Origin of the sequence: Nonomuraea sp. NPDC051191, from assembly GCF_044455665.1 — a bacterium.
Lineage (GTDB): Bacteria > Actinomycetota > Actinomycetes > Streptosporangiales > Streptosporangiaceae > Nonomuraea.
The window spans coordinates 445893-459839 of record NZ_JBITEZ010000001.1 but is presented as its reverse complement, the minus strand read 5'-3'; the positions used below and the strand labels follow the sequence as shown (position 1 = coordinate 459839).

At 70.1% G+C, this 13947-nt stretch carries 18 protein-coding genes and 1 tRNA gene; 7 read left to right on the top strand and 12 right to left on the bottom strand.

The annotated features are described in order from the left end of the window. Positions 1–35: 35 nt before the first annotated feature. On the bottom strand, positions 36–746 hold the full coding sequence (locus ACIA8R_RS02095) for a hypothetical protein (protein WP_357693267.1): 711 nt from the start codon (positions 744–746) through the stop codon (positions 36–38). A 135-nt stretch (positions 747–881) separates the two neighbouring features. Here ACIA8R_RS02095 and ACIA8R_RS02090 point away from each other — a divergent pair, with 135 nt between their 5' ends. Beyond that, on the top strand, positions 882–2261 hold the full coding sequence (locus ACIA8R_RS02090; RefSeq protein WP_397035991.1) for an MFS transporter: 1380 nt from the start codon (positions 882–884) through the stop codon (positions 2259–2261). Positions 2262–2277: 16 nt separating this feature from the next. Here ACIA8R_RS02090 and ACIA8R_RS02085 read toward each other — a convergent pair whose 3' ends face one another. Next, positions 2278–3606: an aminotransferase class I/II-fold pyridoxal phosphate-dependent enzyme gene (locus ACIA8R_RS02085; protein WP_397035989.1), complete on the bottom strand. Its 1329-nt coding sequence runs from the start codon at positions 3604–3606 to the stop codon at positions 2278–2280. A gap of 45 nt (positions 3607–3651) precedes the next feature. Here ACIA8R_RS02085 and ACIA8R_RS02080 point away from each other — a divergent pair, with 45 nt between their 5' ends. Together ACIA8R_RS02080 and ACIA8R_RS02075 are read left to right on the top strand one after the other, a co-directional pair. Next, complete coding sequence (locus tag ACIA8R_RS02080; protein WP_397035987.1) at positions 3652–4275, top strand: FMN-binding negative transcriptional regulator; 624 nt, start codon at positions 3652–3654, stop codon at positions 4273–4275. A 255-nt stretch (positions 4276–4530) separates the two neighbouring features. Beyond that, entirely contained in the window at positions 4531–5007 is a 477-nt protein-coding gene (locus ACIA8R_RS02075; protein WP_364083521.1) for a transcriptional regulator, read from the top strand. On the opposite strand, the gene ACIA8R_RS02070 is transcribed toward ACIA8R_RS02075, so the two are convergent. Then, on the bottom strand, positions 5004–5228 hold the full coding sequence (locus ACIA8R_RS02070; RefSeq protein WP_357693278.1) for a helix-turn-helix transcriptional regulator: 225 nt from the start codon (positions 5226–5228) through the stop codon (positions 5004–5006). The genes ACIA8R_RS02075 and ACIA8R_RS02070 overlap by 4 nt on opposite strands. 2 nt (positions 5229–5230) lie before the next feature. Continuing rightward, positions 5231–5650: a hypothetical protein gene (locus ACIA8R_RS02065; RefSeq protein WP_364083524.1), complete on the bottom strand. Its 420-nt coding sequence runs from the start codon at positions 5648–5650 to the stop codon at positions 5231–5233. Between the two features lie 207 nt (positions 5651–5857). On the opposite strand from ACIA8R_RS02065, the gene ACIA8R_RS02060 reads away from it, so the two are divergent. Further along, positions 5858–6184, top strand: coding sequence for a CU044_2847 family protein (locus tag ACIA8R_RS02060; protein WP_397035984.1), 327 nt, complete (start codon positions 5858–5860; stop codon positions 6182–6184). Between the two features lie 18 nt (positions 6185–6202). On the opposite strand, the gene ACIA8R_RS02055 is transcribed toward ACIA8R_RS02060, so the two are convergent. Beyond that, positions 6203–6592, bottom strand: a complete 390-nt coding sequence (locus ACIA8R_RS02055; RefSeq protein ID WP_364083530.1) for a nuclear transport factor 2 family protein — start codon at positions 6590–6592, stop codon at positions 6203–6205. Between the two features lie 74 nt (positions 6593–6666). Further along, positions 6667–7239 carry a TetR/AcrR family transcriptional regulator gene (locus ACIA8R_RS02050; protein WP_397035982.1) on the bottom strand — a complete coding sequence of 191 codons (573 nt, stop codon included), beginning with the start codon at positions 7237–7239 and terminating at the stop codon, positions 6667–6669. Positions 7240–7328: 89 nt separating this feature from the next. Here ACIA8R_RS02050 and ACIA8R_RS02045 point away from each other — a divergent pair, with 89 nt between their 5' ends. Continuing rightward, positions 7329–7700: a DUF4267 domain-containing protein gene (locus tag ACIA8R_RS02045; protein ID WP_364083536.1), complete on the top strand. Its 372-nt coding sequence runs from the start codon at positions 7329–7331 to the stop codon at positions 7698–7700. Between the two features lie 19 nt (positions 7701–7719). Here the strand turns inward: ACIA8R_RS02045 and ACIA8R_RS02040 are convergent, their stop codons facing one another. After that, positions 7720–8985 carry an MFS transporter gene (locus ACIA8R_RS02040; RefSeq protein ID WP_397035980.1) on the bottom strand — a complete coding sequence of 422 codons (1266 nt, stop codon included), beginning with the start codon at positions 8983–8985 and terminating at the stop codon, positions 7720–7722. Positions 8986–9048: 63 nt separating this feature from the next. After that, complete coding sequence (locus ACIA8R_RS02035) at positions 9049–9402, bottom strand: hypothetical protein (protein WP_397035978.1); 354 nt, start codon at positions 9400–9402, stop codon at positions 9049–9051. A 52-nt stretch (positions 9403–9454) separates the two neighbouring features. Here ACIA8R_RS02035 and ACIA8R_RS02030 point away from each other — a divergent pair, with 52 nt between their 5' ends. Next, positions 9455–9604 (top strand): hypothetical protein, encoded by a 150-nt coding sequence (locus tag ACIA8R_RS02030; RefSeq protein WP_364083544.1) that lies wholly within the window; start codon positions 9455–9457, stop codon positions 9602–9604. Then, on the top strand, positions 9601–9870 hold the full coding sequence (locus tag ACIA8R_RS02025) for a hypothetical protein (RefSeq protein WP_364083547.1): 270 nt from the start codon (positions 9601–9603) through the stop codon (positions 9868–9870). Before ACIA8R_RS02030 ends, ACIA8R_RS02025 begins: the two co-directional genes overlap by 4 nt. A gap of 90 nt (positions 9871–9960) precedes the next feature. On the opposite strand, the gene ACIA8R_RS02020 is transcribed toward ACIA8R_RS02025, so the two are convergent. The 4 genes from ACIA8R_RS02020 to gyrA form a co-directional block, all read right to left on the bottom strand. Then, positions 9961–10410 carry a hypothetical protein gene (locus ACIA8R_RS02020; RefSeq protein ID WP_397035975.1) on the bottom strand — a complete coding sequence of 150 codons (450 nt, stop codon included), beginning with the start codon at positions 10408–10410 and terminating at the stop codon, positions 9961–9963. Between the two features lie 167 nt (positions 10411–10577). Beyond that, positions 10578–10651: transfer RNA gene (locus ACIA8R_RS02015), tRNA-Ile, on the bottom strand. 133 nt (positions 10652–10784) lie between these two features. After that, on the bottom strand, positions 10785–11435 hold the full coding sequence (locus ACIA8R_RS02010) for a DUF3566 domain-containing protein (RefSeq protein ID WP_357693295.1): 651 nt from the start codon (positions 11433–11435) through the stop codon (positions 10785–10787). Between the two features lie 3 nt (positions 11436–11438). Next, positions 11439–13937, bottom strand: a complete 2499-nt coding sequence (gyrA, locus tag ACIA8R_RS02005) for a DNA gyrase subunit A (RefSeq protein ID WP_364083553.1) — start codon at positions 13935–13937, stop codon at positions 11439–11441. Positions 13938–13947: the final 10 nt, after the last annotated feature.

The following is a 13947-nucleotide window of genomic DNA, read 5'->3' as shown; positions in this document are numbered from 1 at the left end:
GAGGCGATCGCAGGCGACGTCTGGTGGGGGCAGCCTCAGACGAGGCCCAGGAGGCCGTCGTACAGGGCCTGGCGGTCGGCGGCCGTCATGGCCTCGTACGGCGCGGCGGCCCGCCGGTTCGTGTCCGCCTCGATCGTGTCCCGCAGCGGTCCGTCCCTCAGGGCGACGATCCCGGCCGCGGTCAGCCCGGCCGCGCGCCAGGATTCGGCGTGCGCGTCCGCCCGGTGGTAGCGCAGCACCGCGAGCCGGTTGAACAGCAGCAACCCGGCGGGGGCGCCGTCCGGCTCGTACGGCGGCGCCATCACCTCCAGGGCGCCGCCCGGCACGCGTACGGCCCGGTCGAGCACGCCGCCCGCCGACGCGGCGAGAGCGGTCACGTCATGGCCCGCCCAGACGCGGCCGGCCGCCTCGGCGTGCGCGGCGTACAGGCCGTCCACGAACGCCCGGCCCTGGGCCGTCAGCCGCAGTGCCCCGTCGGCGTCCCGTTCGAGCGCCCCTTCACGCACGTGGACGTCGACGCCTTCGGTCACGTCGCCGTACCGGTGGACGGCGGCGAGCGCGGCCGTGGTCACCGGGCGCAGGGGCAGCACGAAGCGCAGGTCGTTGAGCAGCCCGGCGGTCAGGCCGGAGCGTTCGACCAGGTCAAGGAGGGCTCTGCCGGCGGCGGCGTGCACGTTGACGTGGGCGGCGTCGATGACGGGCGCGATCGCCGCCGCAAACTCCCCCAGGCCCTGAAATTTCGGCATTGAGCGTCATTATGACGCTGATTCCGTAGCTCATCAGCAGGAAACCATAAGCGCCCGCCTCCAGGGTGAGGTCAACCGTCCGGCGCCCGCCGGTGTTCTCCCACCGCCCGGTTCCTCCCTCCCCTGGAGTCCCTGATGTCCCTCCGTCCTCGCTGGGCGGCCCTGCCCGTGCTGCTGGTCGCGGTGTTCATGACCACGCTCGACTTCTTCGTCGCGAACGTGGCCATGCCCTCGATCCGCGCCGACCTGCGCGCGGGCGACGCGGCGAGCCAGTTCGTGATCGCCGGGTACGGGCTGGCGTACGCGGCGGGCCTGATCGTCTCGGGACGGCTCGGCGACCTCTACGGGCCGCGCCGCCTCTTCGCCGCCGGGCTGGCCCTGTTCACGCTCGCCTCGGCGGCCTGCGGCGGCGCGCCGGACACCGCCGCGCTCGTGCTCGCCCGGGTGGCGCAGGGCGTCGCGGCGGCGCTGCTCGCCCCGCAGGTCCTCACGCTGGTCGGGACGCTGTTCCCGGGCGCGGACCGGGCCAGGGCGTTCGGCTGGTACGGCACGGTGGTGGGCCTGGCCGGGATGAGCGGCCAGGTCGTCGGCGGGCTGCTGGTGGCCGCCGATCCCCTCGGGCTCGGCTGGCGGGCGTGCTTCCTGGTCAACGTGCCGATCGGGCTGGCGGCGCTGGCGCTGACCAGGCGGCTGGTCCCCGGCGTCGCGGGGGCCGGGGCGCGCGCCGGGCTGGACCTGGCGGGGGCGGCGCTGGTCGCGGCGGGGCTGGTGGGCGTCGTGCTGCCGCTGGTCCAGGGGCGCGAGGAGGGCTGGCCGCAGTGGACGTGGCCGTGCCTGGGCGGCGCGGCGCTCACGCTGGCGGCGTTCGTCCGGCGGCAGCGGCGGCTGGCGGCGACCGGCCGGGAGCCGCTGCTGGACCTGGAGGTGTTCCGCGAGAAGGGGTTCGCGACCGGGCTGGCGGCGGTCGCGCTGCTGTTCGGCACCTCGGCGGGCCTGTCGTTCGTGCTCGCCCTCCACCTCCAGGACGGGCTCGGCCTCGGTCCCCTGGCCGCCGGGGCGGTGTGCACCGCGCTGAACGTCGGCTTCTTCCTGGCCTCGCCGCGCTCGGCCCGGGTGCCGCGCCCGGTCGGCCCGCTGGCGCTGCTGCTGGGGCTCGGGCTGCTCTACCAGGCGGGGGAGTCGCCGTACCTGGTGGCGGGCGCGTTGCTGGTGGCGGGCGCGGGGATGGGCCTGCTCATGTCGCCGCTGGTCTCCTCGGTCCTCGCGCCCGTACGCCGGGAGCGCGCGGGCGCGGCGGCCGGGGTGCTGGGGACGGTCCAGGAGACCGGCGGCGTGCTCGGCGGCACGATCACCGGCGCGGTGTTCTTCGGCTCCCTGGACGCCGGCTGGCCCGCGGCCACCAGGGCGGCCCTGCTCGTGCTCATCGTGGGCGCCCTGGGCGTGCTGGCCCATTCGGCACGCCGCCCGCGGTGTCCCGAGCCGGCCCCGGCGATGTCCCTGGAACCGCACCGCTGACCGCAGGCCCGTGACGTCAGCCGTACCGGCCGGTCGTGGGCGGACGGAGGGCGGCGGCCAGGTCGTCGGCGAGGCGCGGAAGTTCGTCGGGCCCCAGCGTGGAGACCGTCAGGCGCAGCGCGGGCGGCGTCCGAACGCGGTTGCGGGCGCCGGGCGCGGCGGCCCAGCCGAGCGCCAGCAGCCGGGTGACCGCGGTGGTCTCGTCGGCGACCGGGACCCAGACGTTGAGCCCGCTGCGGCCGTGCGCCCGTACGCCACGCGCGGCCAGCGCCTCGACCAGGCCGTCCCGGCGTCCGGCGTAGGCGGCGGCGACGGCCGCGGTGTCCACGGCCTGCGCGCGCCACAGGTGGGCGACCGCGCGTTGCAGCAGATGGCTGACCCAGCCCGCGGCCAGCCGCTGCCGTCCGCGCAGCCGGCCGAGCGTGACGGGATCGCCCGTGACCAGCGCCAGCCGCAGGTCAGGGCCGAACGCCTTGGCCGTCGAGCGGGTGAGCAGCCAGCGGGTCGTCACGCCGGCCAGGGGATGGAGGGGGAGGTCCACCAGGCTCGCCCCGTGGTCGTCCTCGATCAGCACCACGTCGGGCCGGGTGTCCAGCAGGGCACGCAGGTCCGCGGCCCGCGACGCGGTGACGGCCGCGCCGGTGGGGTTCTGGGCGCGGGCCGTGATCACCACCGCTCGTACGCCCGCCCGCAACGCCCGGTCGAGCTCGTCCGGCAGCGGGCCCTCGTCGTCCAGCCGCATGGGGACCGGCCGCAGCCCCAGGGCGGCGACCAGGTCGAGCAGGGCCGTCCAGCCCGGGTCCTCGACGCCGATCGGATCGCCGGGACGAAGGTGGGCGATCAGGACGCGTTCCACGGCGTCGAGGGTGCCCGAGGTGATCGCCAGCGGCGCGGCCGGCACGCCGTCGGCACGTAGGCGGGCGGCGGCCAGCGAGAGGAGCTCCTCGTCGTCGCCCGTGCCGTACATGGCCGGACGCTGCTCGTGCGCCCTGGCCGCGGCGGCGAGCGCGTCGTGCAGCGGCGGCAGCAGAGCCGGGTCCGGATTGCCGTGGGACAGGTCGCGCGCGCCCGGCGGCACCTCGATGCGGATCTCCTCGCGGGTCGTGGTGGCCGGACGCGGCCTGACCCGGGTTCCGCGCCGGCCCGCGGTCTCGACGACCCCGCGCTCCCGCAACAGCCGGTACGCGGCCGCGGCGGTGTTCGGACTGACCTCGGCCATGGCGGCCACCTCGCGCACGGGCGGCAGGTGCGTACCGGGGAGGAGCAGCCCGGCGGACACGGCGGCCTCGACGCCCGCCGCGATCTCGCTGGCCGTCCCCCCAACGATCGTGTATGTTCCTGACACAAAAAACATTATGTACTAATACAAACCCCGACGGGAGGGTTTCACGTGCTCATCCATCCTTGGGACGCGGCACGCGACGACGACGAGTGGCGGGCCTGGCTGGCCACCCGCGACTTCGGCCAGCTCGCCGCCAACGGCCACGACGGCGGCCCGCCCGTGGTCGTCCCCACCCACTTCCTCTTCGACGGCGGCACGGAGGTGCTGCTCCACCTGGCCAGGCCCAACCCCGTGTGGGCGGCGATCGAGCGCGATCCGCTGGTCCTGCTGAGCGTGCACGACGACTACGCCTACATCCCCGGCGGCTGGCGGAAGGGCGACCCCGAGACCGGCGTGCCCACCAGCTATTACGCCTCCGTCCAGCTCACCTGCCGGGCCGAGACGGTGGACGACCCCGAGGCCAAGGCGGAGATCCTGCGCCGCCAGCTCGCCCACTTCCAGCCCGACGGCGCCCACGGCGTCGTCGCGGCCGGCGAGGGTCCGTACCACCGGCAGTTGCCCGGCCTGCGCGGGCTGCGCCTGGCGGTGGTGGAGGTGCGCGCCAAGTTCAAGTACGACGGCCACTACCCTGCCGAGGCCCGCGAACGGGTGGCCGCCCTGCTGGCCGAACGCGACCTGCCGGGCGACGCCGGAGCCAGGGAGCAGCAGCTCAGGAGGATGGCAGGGCGCTGAAGCAGGTGCGCAGCATGCGGATGAGGGCCCGCTTCTCCCGGTGGGTGACGGTCAGCCCGTAGTGGTGCTTCACCGTGATCCAGGCCCTCACCCCGCGCCCGGACGACCGAGGTCGGCTCGGGCAGGACCAGGGGGAGCAGCAGCATGACAGCGATCACGGATTCAGCATGAGCAGCCCGCCGTCGCCACTCCCGGTATTTGACAGCTCGCGAAGAGTGATGTCGGCTGGGATCGCGACGCAAGGGGAGGTCTTACATGGAGGCGCCGGACGGCCCCGGCCGGGAGCAGGTGCTCGACTGGGTCGAGCGGGTGGCGGACTTCGTCTCCGAGGAGTGGGGTCTGGCTCCGATCACCGGCCGCGTCCTGGGCTGGCTCATGGTCTGCGACCCGCCCGCGCAGGCCGCGTCCGACATCGCCGACGCCATCGGCGCGAGCCGCGCGTCGCTGACGACGACCATGCAGCTCCTGACGTCGATCCGGCTCGTCCACAAGCTCCGCAGACCGGGGGAGCGCAACGTCTTCTACCGGATCGAGGACGACGCCTGGTCGAAGGTGCTGCGCCAGAAGCTGGCCGCGTTCACGGCGTTCGACGCGCTGGCCGAGGAGGGCCTGCGACTCGGCTGGACGGACGAGGCCCAGACCGCCCGCATCCGCTCCGCGCACGACTCCATCGCGGCCGTCGCCGCCGCTCTCGACAGCCTGTGGAAAACCGACGCGCCTGTGGATAACTAGCCTTCGGGGTCCGGATACTGGAAGACGTCGTCCAGAGGTACCCGGAACACCCTGGCGATCTGAAAGGCCACCTCAAGAGAGGGTGAATAGCGGCCCTGCTCGATGGCGATGACGGTCTGCCGCGTGACGCCGATCCGCTGGGCCAGTTCGGCCTGTGTCATCTCGCCGTGCGTGAACCGCAGAGTCCTGATGGAATTGGTGACCTTGGTCGGCTTGCCCATCCCTACAGGCCCCTCCGATAGGCGATGAGCCTCAGCGGGGTGGCTACCAGGGCGGACAGGACGAGTGCCGCGTAGATGGCGTTGGCGATCCAGAAGTGGTCGGCTTCCGCCATGGTCAGACCAAGGGGGACCATCATGGAGACCCCTAGGACAACGCCCCCGACATGTTGGGCGGAACGGTTGATTTCCCTGTCTCGCACGTCGCTCTGGTGACTCTCGCTGGGCTTCACGATCTCGACCACGATACGGCCCGCGATCGACAGGCCGATGCTTATGCCGATCGCCCACACCATCGGCGCGACGTAGGGGACGGCGCTGAGCGGACCGCCGCCGGCCCTGCCCAGGATGACGATGACGTAGGCCACGTAGGTGCCCACCGTCGCCACGAGATAGACCCAGGCACCCTTTTCCTCGTACGACATCACAAGTAGGGAATGTAAAACACTCTGTACATCATGTCAATGATTTCAGACTTCTCCACTGCTGTGGACAACCGTCCCCATCCTGTGGATAACTTTCCGCCGGAGAGCCCGTCCACAGGCCGCCGGTAGCACCGCCGCGGCGAAAGAGCCACCGCCGGGCGGACCCGTCCAGCATGCTTGCTCTTGTCCCAGGACAGGAGGCCCACCGTGCGCTACTTCCTTGAGGTTCCCCTCGACGACGGCGGCACCGTGCTCGTGGAGGTCGACGAGCGGCCCGGCGACGAGCCGCTCCCCGCCGGACGGGCGCGCGCGACCGTCGAACGCATGCCCGAGACGCTGGGCGCGGGGCTCCAGCGCGTCCAGACCTTCGCCACCGACGTCCTGCGCCGCATGCGATCATGCCCGGAGCCGCCGGACGTGATCGCGGTGGAGTTCGGGATGAAGCTCACCGCCAAGGCCGGCGTGGTCGTCGCCGAGTCGACGGGCGAGGCGCACCTCAAGGTCACCGCAGAATGGCACAAGCCGACCAGCTGACCGTTCGGCAGGCCCTGTTCACGGCTTGATGGCGGTGCCCTGTGCCGAGACGAGCCGCCAGCTCCCGTCGCCCCCGGACGCGTACACGTGCGTGTACCGGCTCCCGGCGCTGAACGTGCTGCCATCGGGGTTCGTGAAGTTCATCCCGGTACGCCCCACGACGATCCCCACCTGCCCGATGACCCGCACGATCGCCTCGTCCGGGAACGAATCAATCTTCGGGAACCGAAGGCTTCCAGAAGCCACCAGATCGAGCAGGACGCCCTTCCCGGCGACCGCCCCGTCCTCGACCCCCACCAGGACGAAGTCGTCCGTCAGCAGGTCGTTCAGGCGGTCGTGGTCGTTGGCCACCAGGGCGTCGAAGAAGCTCTGGTCCAGGTCGAGCAGGGTGGTGCGGGACGTGCTCATGGGTGTGGTCGTCCGTTCCGGTCGATGGGCGGGCGACGAGGGTAATCGTTGACGCCAGTGACAAGGTCAAACCGTCAGGCCACGAACCGCCTCAGAAGCAGCTCAAGCCGGCGGTCGTGGTGCTCCCGCGGCAGCCGCTTGCCCCTCGTGAGCGTGACCAGCCCGTGCAGCGCGGCCCAGAAGGTCTCGGCGAGCAGGGGCAGGTCCTCCTCACCGGCGTGCGGGCGAAGCCCCTCGACCAGCTCGCCGAACGCCGCATGCAGGGCCGCGGGAGCCTGCGGCGTCGCGAACGGCAGATCGACGCTCAGGCTGAAGATGACGTCGTAGAGCGCCGGACGCCGCTCGGCGAACGCCGTGTAGGCCGCGCCGACGGCCGCGAGCGCACTGCCGGCATCGGGAGCCGCGGTGCGGGCCTCGCGCAGCTCCTCCGCGAGGACGGCGCATCCCTCGACGGCGACGGCCGCCATGATCGCGCCCTTGCCCTTGAAATGGCTGTAGAGCACCGGCTGGCTGTACTCGATGCGCTCGGCCAGCCGCCGCGTGGTCACCGCCTCCCAGCCCTCGGCCTCGGCCAGCTCGCAGGCGACGGTGATGATCAGTTTCTCGCGTTCCGCACGCTCGCGCTCCCGGCGCGCCTGGATCGTCATGCTCTCGACTCTAGCACCGCTAGCGCATCTGTCATCGTTCTGCTAGCGTCATCCTCGTTCCTAGCACCGCTAGCTTTCTGGAGACGGACATGCTCACCACCATTGCCTACGGCCTCGCCATCGTCCTCAACCTGATGGTCCTGTTGATCGGCGCTCGCTTCCTGTTCGTCCCGCGCGCCGCCGCCGCCGGCTACGGCGTCCCCGCCAAGCAGGACGGTGACAGCGCCTACCTGACCATCAAGGGCCTGCGCGACGGCGCGTACGGGCTGCTCGGCCTGGCCCTGCTGGCCTTCGCCGGCGCCCAGGCGGAGGCCTGGTACATGCTGATCGTCGCGCTGCTGCCCCTGGGCGACACCCTGATCGTGCTTCGCAACGGGGGCACCAAGGCGGTCGCGTTCGGCGTGCACTTCGCGACCGCCGTCGCCGTCCTCGTGAGCGCCGCCCTGCTCTTCGCCCTGTGACCGGCCGCCTGCCGAGCCGCTACCCCGCCGCTGCCGCCGTCCGCACGTCCCGATCGATCTCCCGCCGGGACGTGCGCAACGGCGAGCACCACATCACCACCGGACCGGCCAGCATCCCGGCGGAGAACACCAGAAGGGTGCCCCGCATGCCGATCCCACCGGCCAGCGCCCCGGCGAGGACCGCGCCGACCGGCGTGGCCGCCCAGGTGAGCCAGCGGGACGTGGCCGCCAGCCGGCCCTGCATCTCCTTGGGCGTCAGAAGCTGCCGCAGGCTGCGCTGGGTGCTCTGGAAGACGAGCGTGACGATGATCAGCAACGTCCACGAGACGCCCACCACGACCTGCCCCGCCGCCCCCGGCCCCACCAGCCCGATCGACCCGCTGCACAACGGGTACGCGAAGGCGGCCCCGAGCAGCACGCGCGGCATGCCGTACCGGTCGGTGAGCGGCCCCGCGATCGCCCCGGCCGCCAGCCCACCGGCCATGCTCACCCCGAACACCAGGCCGGTGGCCAGGCCCGACCAGCCGAGCTCCCGCACCACGTAGTTGACCTCCAGCGCGCTCAGCCCGGCGATGCAGAAGCTCACCGTGGCCATGTAGAGCACGAGCGGCCCGATCACGCGATGACGCACGACGTACCGCAGCCCCTCCCCGATCTGCGCCCGCAGCCGAGGGTCCCGCTCCCTCCGCTCCGGCCTGGCCTCCGGAGCCCGGATCAGCGCGAGCGCGAGCGCGCCGCCGAGGTAGGAGAGCGCGTCGGCGAGCACCGCCTTGGCCGGCCCGAACAGCGAGATCAGCACGCCGCCGACCGGCTGCCCCACCATCCCCGCCACCGTGACCGTGCTGGTGAGCTTGGCGTTCCCCGCCATCAACCGCTCCGGCCCGAGCAGCGTCAGCGGGTACGTCTGGTAGGCCGGCGTGAAGAACACCTCACACGTCGCGACGACCAGCGCCACCCCGTAGAGCTGCCACAACGTGAGCCCTCCGGCCACGGCCGCCACCGGCACGGTCGCCATCGCCACCCCGGAGACCAGGAACGTGACGATCATCACCGGCCGCTTCCGCCACCGATCACTCAGAGCCCCCGCCGGCAACGACGCGAACAACACCGGCAACCTGCGCGCCGCCGTCAGCAGCCCGAGCTCCACGGGAGACGCATTCAGCAAAAGCCCCGCGACCAGCGGTAACGCCAGATAGGAGATCTCATTCCCGAGCGAACTGGTGGTCTGGCTGCTCCATAGAAGCACGAAATCCCGCTGCCGCCACAACGACCCAGACCCCGACATCCGCGAAATTCTGCCACCACTCGAACCGCATAATCCCCGAATTCACCTCGACCAGGCCCGGTCCTAAATCGCCAACCATGTGAAATCCGGCGCCGGCACGTCGAGAACCACACCGTCGCGAACGTGCCAGCATCGTGCCTGCCCACGCTCGTCGGTGACCACGAAGACGCCTCGCGGGCGATCGCCGTCCTCATCGACCGGCGGCAGGGCCGCCAGCTGTTCGACCTGGGCCCGGATCTCGTGGAGCGCGCCCTCCCTGACGTCACCTCCGTAGAACAGGTAGAGCGTCCAGTTGAACGGCTTCGCCGGCCATCCCCAGCCGCCGGAGTAGGGGTCGTCCCCGATGATGCGTTCGGCGTCCGGCCTCTGAGCGAAGTCCAGCTCGATCCACCCGCGCACCGAGACGTACATCCCCACGCGACCGATCCTACGGACCGTCGAAGCTACTCGAACAGGAAGCGAGGGCATCATGAGCGCACGACGCAGCCGGGGAGACGGCGGCCTGCACTGGGACGAGGCACGGGAGCGCTGGATCGCCTCGGTGACGGTCGGCTACACCCCGGCCGGAAAGCGCATCGTCAAGAAGGCCGGCGGCAAGACCAAGACCGAAGCCCAGTGAAGCTCAAGGAGATCATCAGGGACTACGACGACGGCCTGACCACGGCGGCGCACAACTACACCGTGGGCGACGCCGTACGGGACTGGCTGGAGATCGGGTTGAGCGGTCGGGAGGCTTCCACGGTCACCAACCGTCGCATCCTGGCCGAACAGCACGTGATCTCCGCGTTGGACGCTCGCGAGCTCCGCGAGCTGTCCGCCGACGACGTGGACCGCTGGCTGGCAGCCAAGGCGAAGGTCCTGAGCACGGAGACGCTACGGTGGTGACGGAGAAGGTCTACCGGAAGCAGCTCCACCCAGTGCTGCTGGAAGGTGCCGAAGCAATGGACCAGATCTTCCCCCAGGCTTAAGCACTGTTCATGACCGAGTCTCGGCGTCCGCGTTGGGCTTGTCTCCGGCCCGGGTCGCGCCGGCGGTCAGGACGAGCGCAGCAACAGCGCCATAGAGCGGGATCACGAACCCAGGCCCCTGCGAGCCCTCAGGGCAGTAGGGGGAGAAAAACGCAATGGTCGACAGCGCGTAATAAGCGGCTGTCGCGAATGCTCCGCCCGCTCCTATCCAGGCGAGGAGCCGGCGCCTCCGGGGCAGTGATCGCCGTGCGGCCACGGCCAGCACCACCAAGGTAAGGGGAAGGAGCGTGGCCATCGCGCTGAAGCCCAGGCCGAGCACATCACGACCCGTGTATCCACCCTCGGTGTCCAAATAGGCGCAGATGTAGATCTCTGTATCCACTGGCAACGAAGCCCAGTTAGGAAGGGTGGACAGAAGGATGGCACCCATCCAACACAACAGTGCGCGGTGCTTCATCACCCATATCCCTGGGACCCACAACCGCTCATCCTCCGGGCGGACCTCGGGACGGGGAGGCTCAGTGTTCCGGCTGTAACTCGTGACCTTCGAACGAGATACGACTTTAGTCACCCGGAAGACCAAAAAGGCCACTTCCCTTGATGGGAAATGGCCTCGGAGCTGGGTGGGGCTACCAGGACTTGAACCTGGGACCTCTTCCTTATCAGGGAAGCGCTCTAACCGTCTGAGCTATAGCCCCGCACACCGAACCGTATCGCATTCGCCTGATGGAGGCGAACCGGTTGTTCGGACGAGAAAAGCTTACCGTGTCCGACGGGCTGCTCGTGCCGTACCAGCCATCCCGGTACGGCACGAGCCCCCGCCCGAACCTGCTATTCGGCCTCGCTGAACGTCACCTCAACGCCCCCGACCAGGTCGGACGCGATGTTGTAGATGACCGCGCCCAGCGTGGACAGAGCGGTGATCAGCACCACGTTCACGGCGCCGATCAGCGCGGTGTAGCCGAGGATCCGCACCGGCTCGAACCACGAGGCGATGTTGATCGGGATCGAGCTCTGTCCCTGCTCGCCCTTGCCGAGCTGGTTGACCAGGTCGACGAGCGAGTCGAACACCCCCAGAGCCGACAGCACGCCGTAAAGGACGGCGACTGCCACGAAGAGCACCACGAAGCAGACCAGTGACACCACGAAGCTGAACTTCATGGCCGACCACGGCTCGATGCGGCGCAGCACCAGGTGTGCCTTGCGGGGAAGCCTGGACCCCGCGTTGTTCGACGACTTCTTCTTGGGCATCTCGACGGCCGGAGGCGCCTCGGAGGTGAGCGACGGACGGAGGCGCACCGTCTCGTTGCCCTCCGCCTGCGGCTCGTCCTTGGAACGAGGCTGAGCAGCGGCGCCCGGCCTGGGCGTCTTGTCCTGCTCGCCGTCGACCGAATTGAAGATTTCCGGCTCGTTGGACTTCTTCGGCTGCTGTCCGTTACCCGACGCCGCCTGGGCTCTGGCGGTGCCACCCTGGGCGCTCATGATTTACTCTCCTCCCCCGTCTTCCTCATTCTCCACCGGAGTCTCCATCGACTCCGCGTTCCGGGCGAGGGCAACCACGCTGTCGCCTTCGGCGAGGTTCATCAATCGCACTCCCATGGTCTGGCGGCCGGACTGCTTGATCTCGCCGGCACTCGTCCGGATCACCCCGCCGGCGGACGTGATCGCGAAGACCTCGTCCTCTGGGTTGACCATGACGGCTCCGACCAGCTTGCCACGGGAACTCACGATCTTCGCAGTCAGCACGCCCCTACCGCCACGTCCTTGAACTGGATACTGCTCCACTGGCGTCCGTTTTGCGTACCCAGCCTTCGTGGCGATAAGCACGTCTTGACCGTCGGCGATGCGATTCATGGCGAGAAGTTCGTCTCCTTCGAGGAACCTCATGCCGATGACGCCGCTGGTCGCGCGGCCCATGGGCCGCAGCGCCTCGTCGGAGGCGGTGAACCTGATCGACTGCGCGCCCTTGGAGACGAGCAGCAGATCGTCGGTCTCGGAGACCAGGCGGGCGCCGATGACCTCGTCGTCCTCGCGCAGGTTGATCGCGATCAGACCGCCCGACCTGGGGGAGTCGTACTCGGACAGGCGCGTCTTCTTCACCAGGCCGCTGCGCGTGGCCAGCACCAGGTAGGGGGCGACGTCGTAGTCGCGGAGGTCGAGAACTTCCATGACTGTTTCGTCGGGCTGCATGGCCAAAAGGTTCGCGAGATGCATGCCACGGGCGTCACGCCCGGCATCAGGCAGCTCGTACGCCTTGACCCGGTACACCCGGCCCTTGTTCGTGAAGAACAGCAGCCAGTGGTGCGTGGTGGTGACGAAGAAGTGGTCGACGATGTCGTCCTGGCGCAGCTGGGCGCCGCGCACACCCTTGCCGCCCCGCTTCTGCGCCCGGTAGAGGTCGGTACGGGTGCGCTTGGCGTAGCCGCCGCGGGTGATCGTGACGACGATCTCCTCCTCGGCGATGAGGTCTTCGATCGACATGTCGCCGTCGTAGGCGATGATCTCGGTCTTGCGCTCGTCGCCGAAGCGGTTGACGACCTCGGCCAGCTCGTCGCCGATGATCTCGCGCTGGCGGGCCTCGCTGGCCAGGATCGAGTTGTACTCGGCGATCTGGGCCATCAGGGAGTCGTACTCGTCCTGGATGGACTGCCGCTCCAGGGCGGCCAGCTTGCGCAGCTGCATGTCCAGGATGGCCTGAGCCTGGACCTCGTCGATCTCCAGGAGCCCCATGAGGCCCTGCTGGGCGTGCGAGGCCGACTCCGAGGCCCGGATGAGGGCGATGACGTCGTCGAGCCGCTCAAGGGCCTTCAGCAGCCCGCGCAGGATGTGCGCGCGCTCCTCGGCCTTGCGCAGCAGGTAACGCGTCCTGCGGACGATGACCTCGACCTGGTGGGCCACGTAATGGCGGATGAACTGGTCGAGCCGCAGCGTGCGCGGCACGCCGTCGACCAGCGCCAGCATGTTGGCGCCGAAGGTGTCCTGGAGCTGGGTGTGCTTGTACAGGTTGTTCAGCACGACCTTGGCGACCGCGTCGCGCTTGAGCACGATCACCAGACGCTGGCCGACCCGCGAGGAGCTCTCGTCGCGGACGTCGGCGATGCCCGTGAGCTTGCCCTCACGCACCAGCTCCGCGATCTTCAGCGCCAGGTTGTCCGGGTTGACCTGGTACGGCAGCTCGGTGACGACGAGCGCCTGCCGCCCCTTGTCCTCCTCGACCTCGACCACCGCGCGCATGGTGATCGAGCCGCGCCCGGTGCGGTACGCGTCCTCGATGCCCCGGCGCCCGACGATCAGCGCCCTGGTCGGGAAGTCGGGCCCCTTGACCAGCCTGATCGAGGCTTCCAGCAACTCCTCGTCGTCGGCCTGCGGGTTCTCCAGGTACCACCGGACCGCGGCCGAGACCTCGCGCAGGTTGTGCGGCGGGATGTTGGTCGCCATGCCGACCGCGATGCCGCCCGAACCGTTGACCAGCAGCTGCGGGAACCGCGCCGGCAGGACGTCGGGCTCCTGCGACTTGCCGTCGTAGTTGGGACGGAAGTCGACGGTGTCCTTGTCGATGTCGCGCAGCATCTCCATGGCGATGGGCGCGAGCTTGCACTCGGTGTACCGCATCGCGGCCGCCGGGTCGTTGCCCGGCGAGCCGAAGTTGCCCTGCCCGTCGACCAGGGGGTAGCGCAGCGACCACGGCTGGGCCAGGCGGACCAGCGCGTCGTAGATCGAGGTGTCGCCGTGCGGGTGGTAGGTGCCCATCACGTCACCGACGACGCGGGCGCACTTGAAGTAGCCGCGGTCGGGACGGTAGCCACCGTCGTACATCGCGTAGAGCACCCGCCGGTGCACCGGCTTGAGACCGTCGCGCACATCAGGCAGCGCCCTGGACACGATGACGGACATCGCGTAGTCCATGTAGCTGCGCTGCATCTCCGACTGGATGTCCACCGGCTCGATGCGCTCAGCCGGGGGAGTGGTGTTCACGTCCGTCACAGGTTCAGGT

What these genes read in the sequence shown, in the direction of transcription:
- ACIA8R_RS02095 (WP_357693267.1), bottom strand. Translation starts at nt 746, where the DNA reads ATGCCGAAATTTCAGGGCCTGGGGGAGTTTGCGGCGGCGATCGCGCCC.
- ACIA8R_RS02090 (WP_397035991.1), top strand. Translation starts at nt 882, where the DNA reads ATGTCCCTCCGTCCTCGCTGGGCGGCCCTGCCCGTGCTGCTGGTCGCG.
- ACIA8R_RS02075 (WP_364083521.1), top strand. Translation starts at nt 4,531, where the DNA reads ATGGAGGCGCCGGACGGCCCCGGCCGGGAGCAGGTGCTCGACTGGGTC.
- ACIA8R_RS02070 (WP_357693278.1), bottom strand. Translation starts at nt 5,228, where the DNA reads ATGGGCAAGCCGACCAAGGTCACCAATTCCATCAGGACTCTGCGGTTC.
- ACIA8R_RS02065 (WP_364083524.1), bottom strand. Translation starts at nt 5,650, where the DNA reads ATGTCGTACGAGGAAAAGGGTGCCTGGGTCTATCTCGTGGCGACGGTG.
- ACIA8R_RS02055 (WP_364083530.1), bottom strand. Translation starts at nt 6,592, where the DNA reads ATGAGCACGTCCCGCACCACCCTGCTCGACCTGGACCAGAGCTTCTTC.
- ACIA8R_RS02050 (WP_397035982.1), bottom strand. Translation starts at nt 7,239, where the DNA reads ATGACGATCCAGGCGCGCCGGGAGCGCGAGCGTGCGGAACGCGAGAAA.
- ACIA8R_RS02045 (WP_364083536.1), top strand. Translation starts at nt 7,329, where the DNA reads ATGCTCACCACCATTGCCTACGGCCTCGCCATCGTCCTCAACCTGATG.
- ACIA8R_RS02040 (WP_397035980.1), bottom strand. Translation starts at nt 8,985, where the DNA reads ATGTCGGGGTCTGGGTCGTTGTGGCGGCAGCGGGATTTCGTGCTTCTA.
- ACIA8R_RS02030 (WP_364083544.1), top strand. Translation starts at nt 9,455, where the DNA reads ATGAGCGCACGACGCAGCCGGGGAGACGGCGGCCTGCACTGGGACGAG.
- ACIA8R_RS02020 (WP_397035975.1), bottom strand. Translation starts at nt 10,410, where the DNA reads ATGAAGCACCGCGCACTGTTGTGTTGGATGGGTGCCATCCTTCTGTCC.
- ACIA8R_RS02010 (WP_357693295.1), bottom strand. Translation starts at nt 11,435, where the DNA reads ATGAGCGCCCAGGGTGGCACCGCCAGAGCCCAGGCGGCGTCGGGTAAC.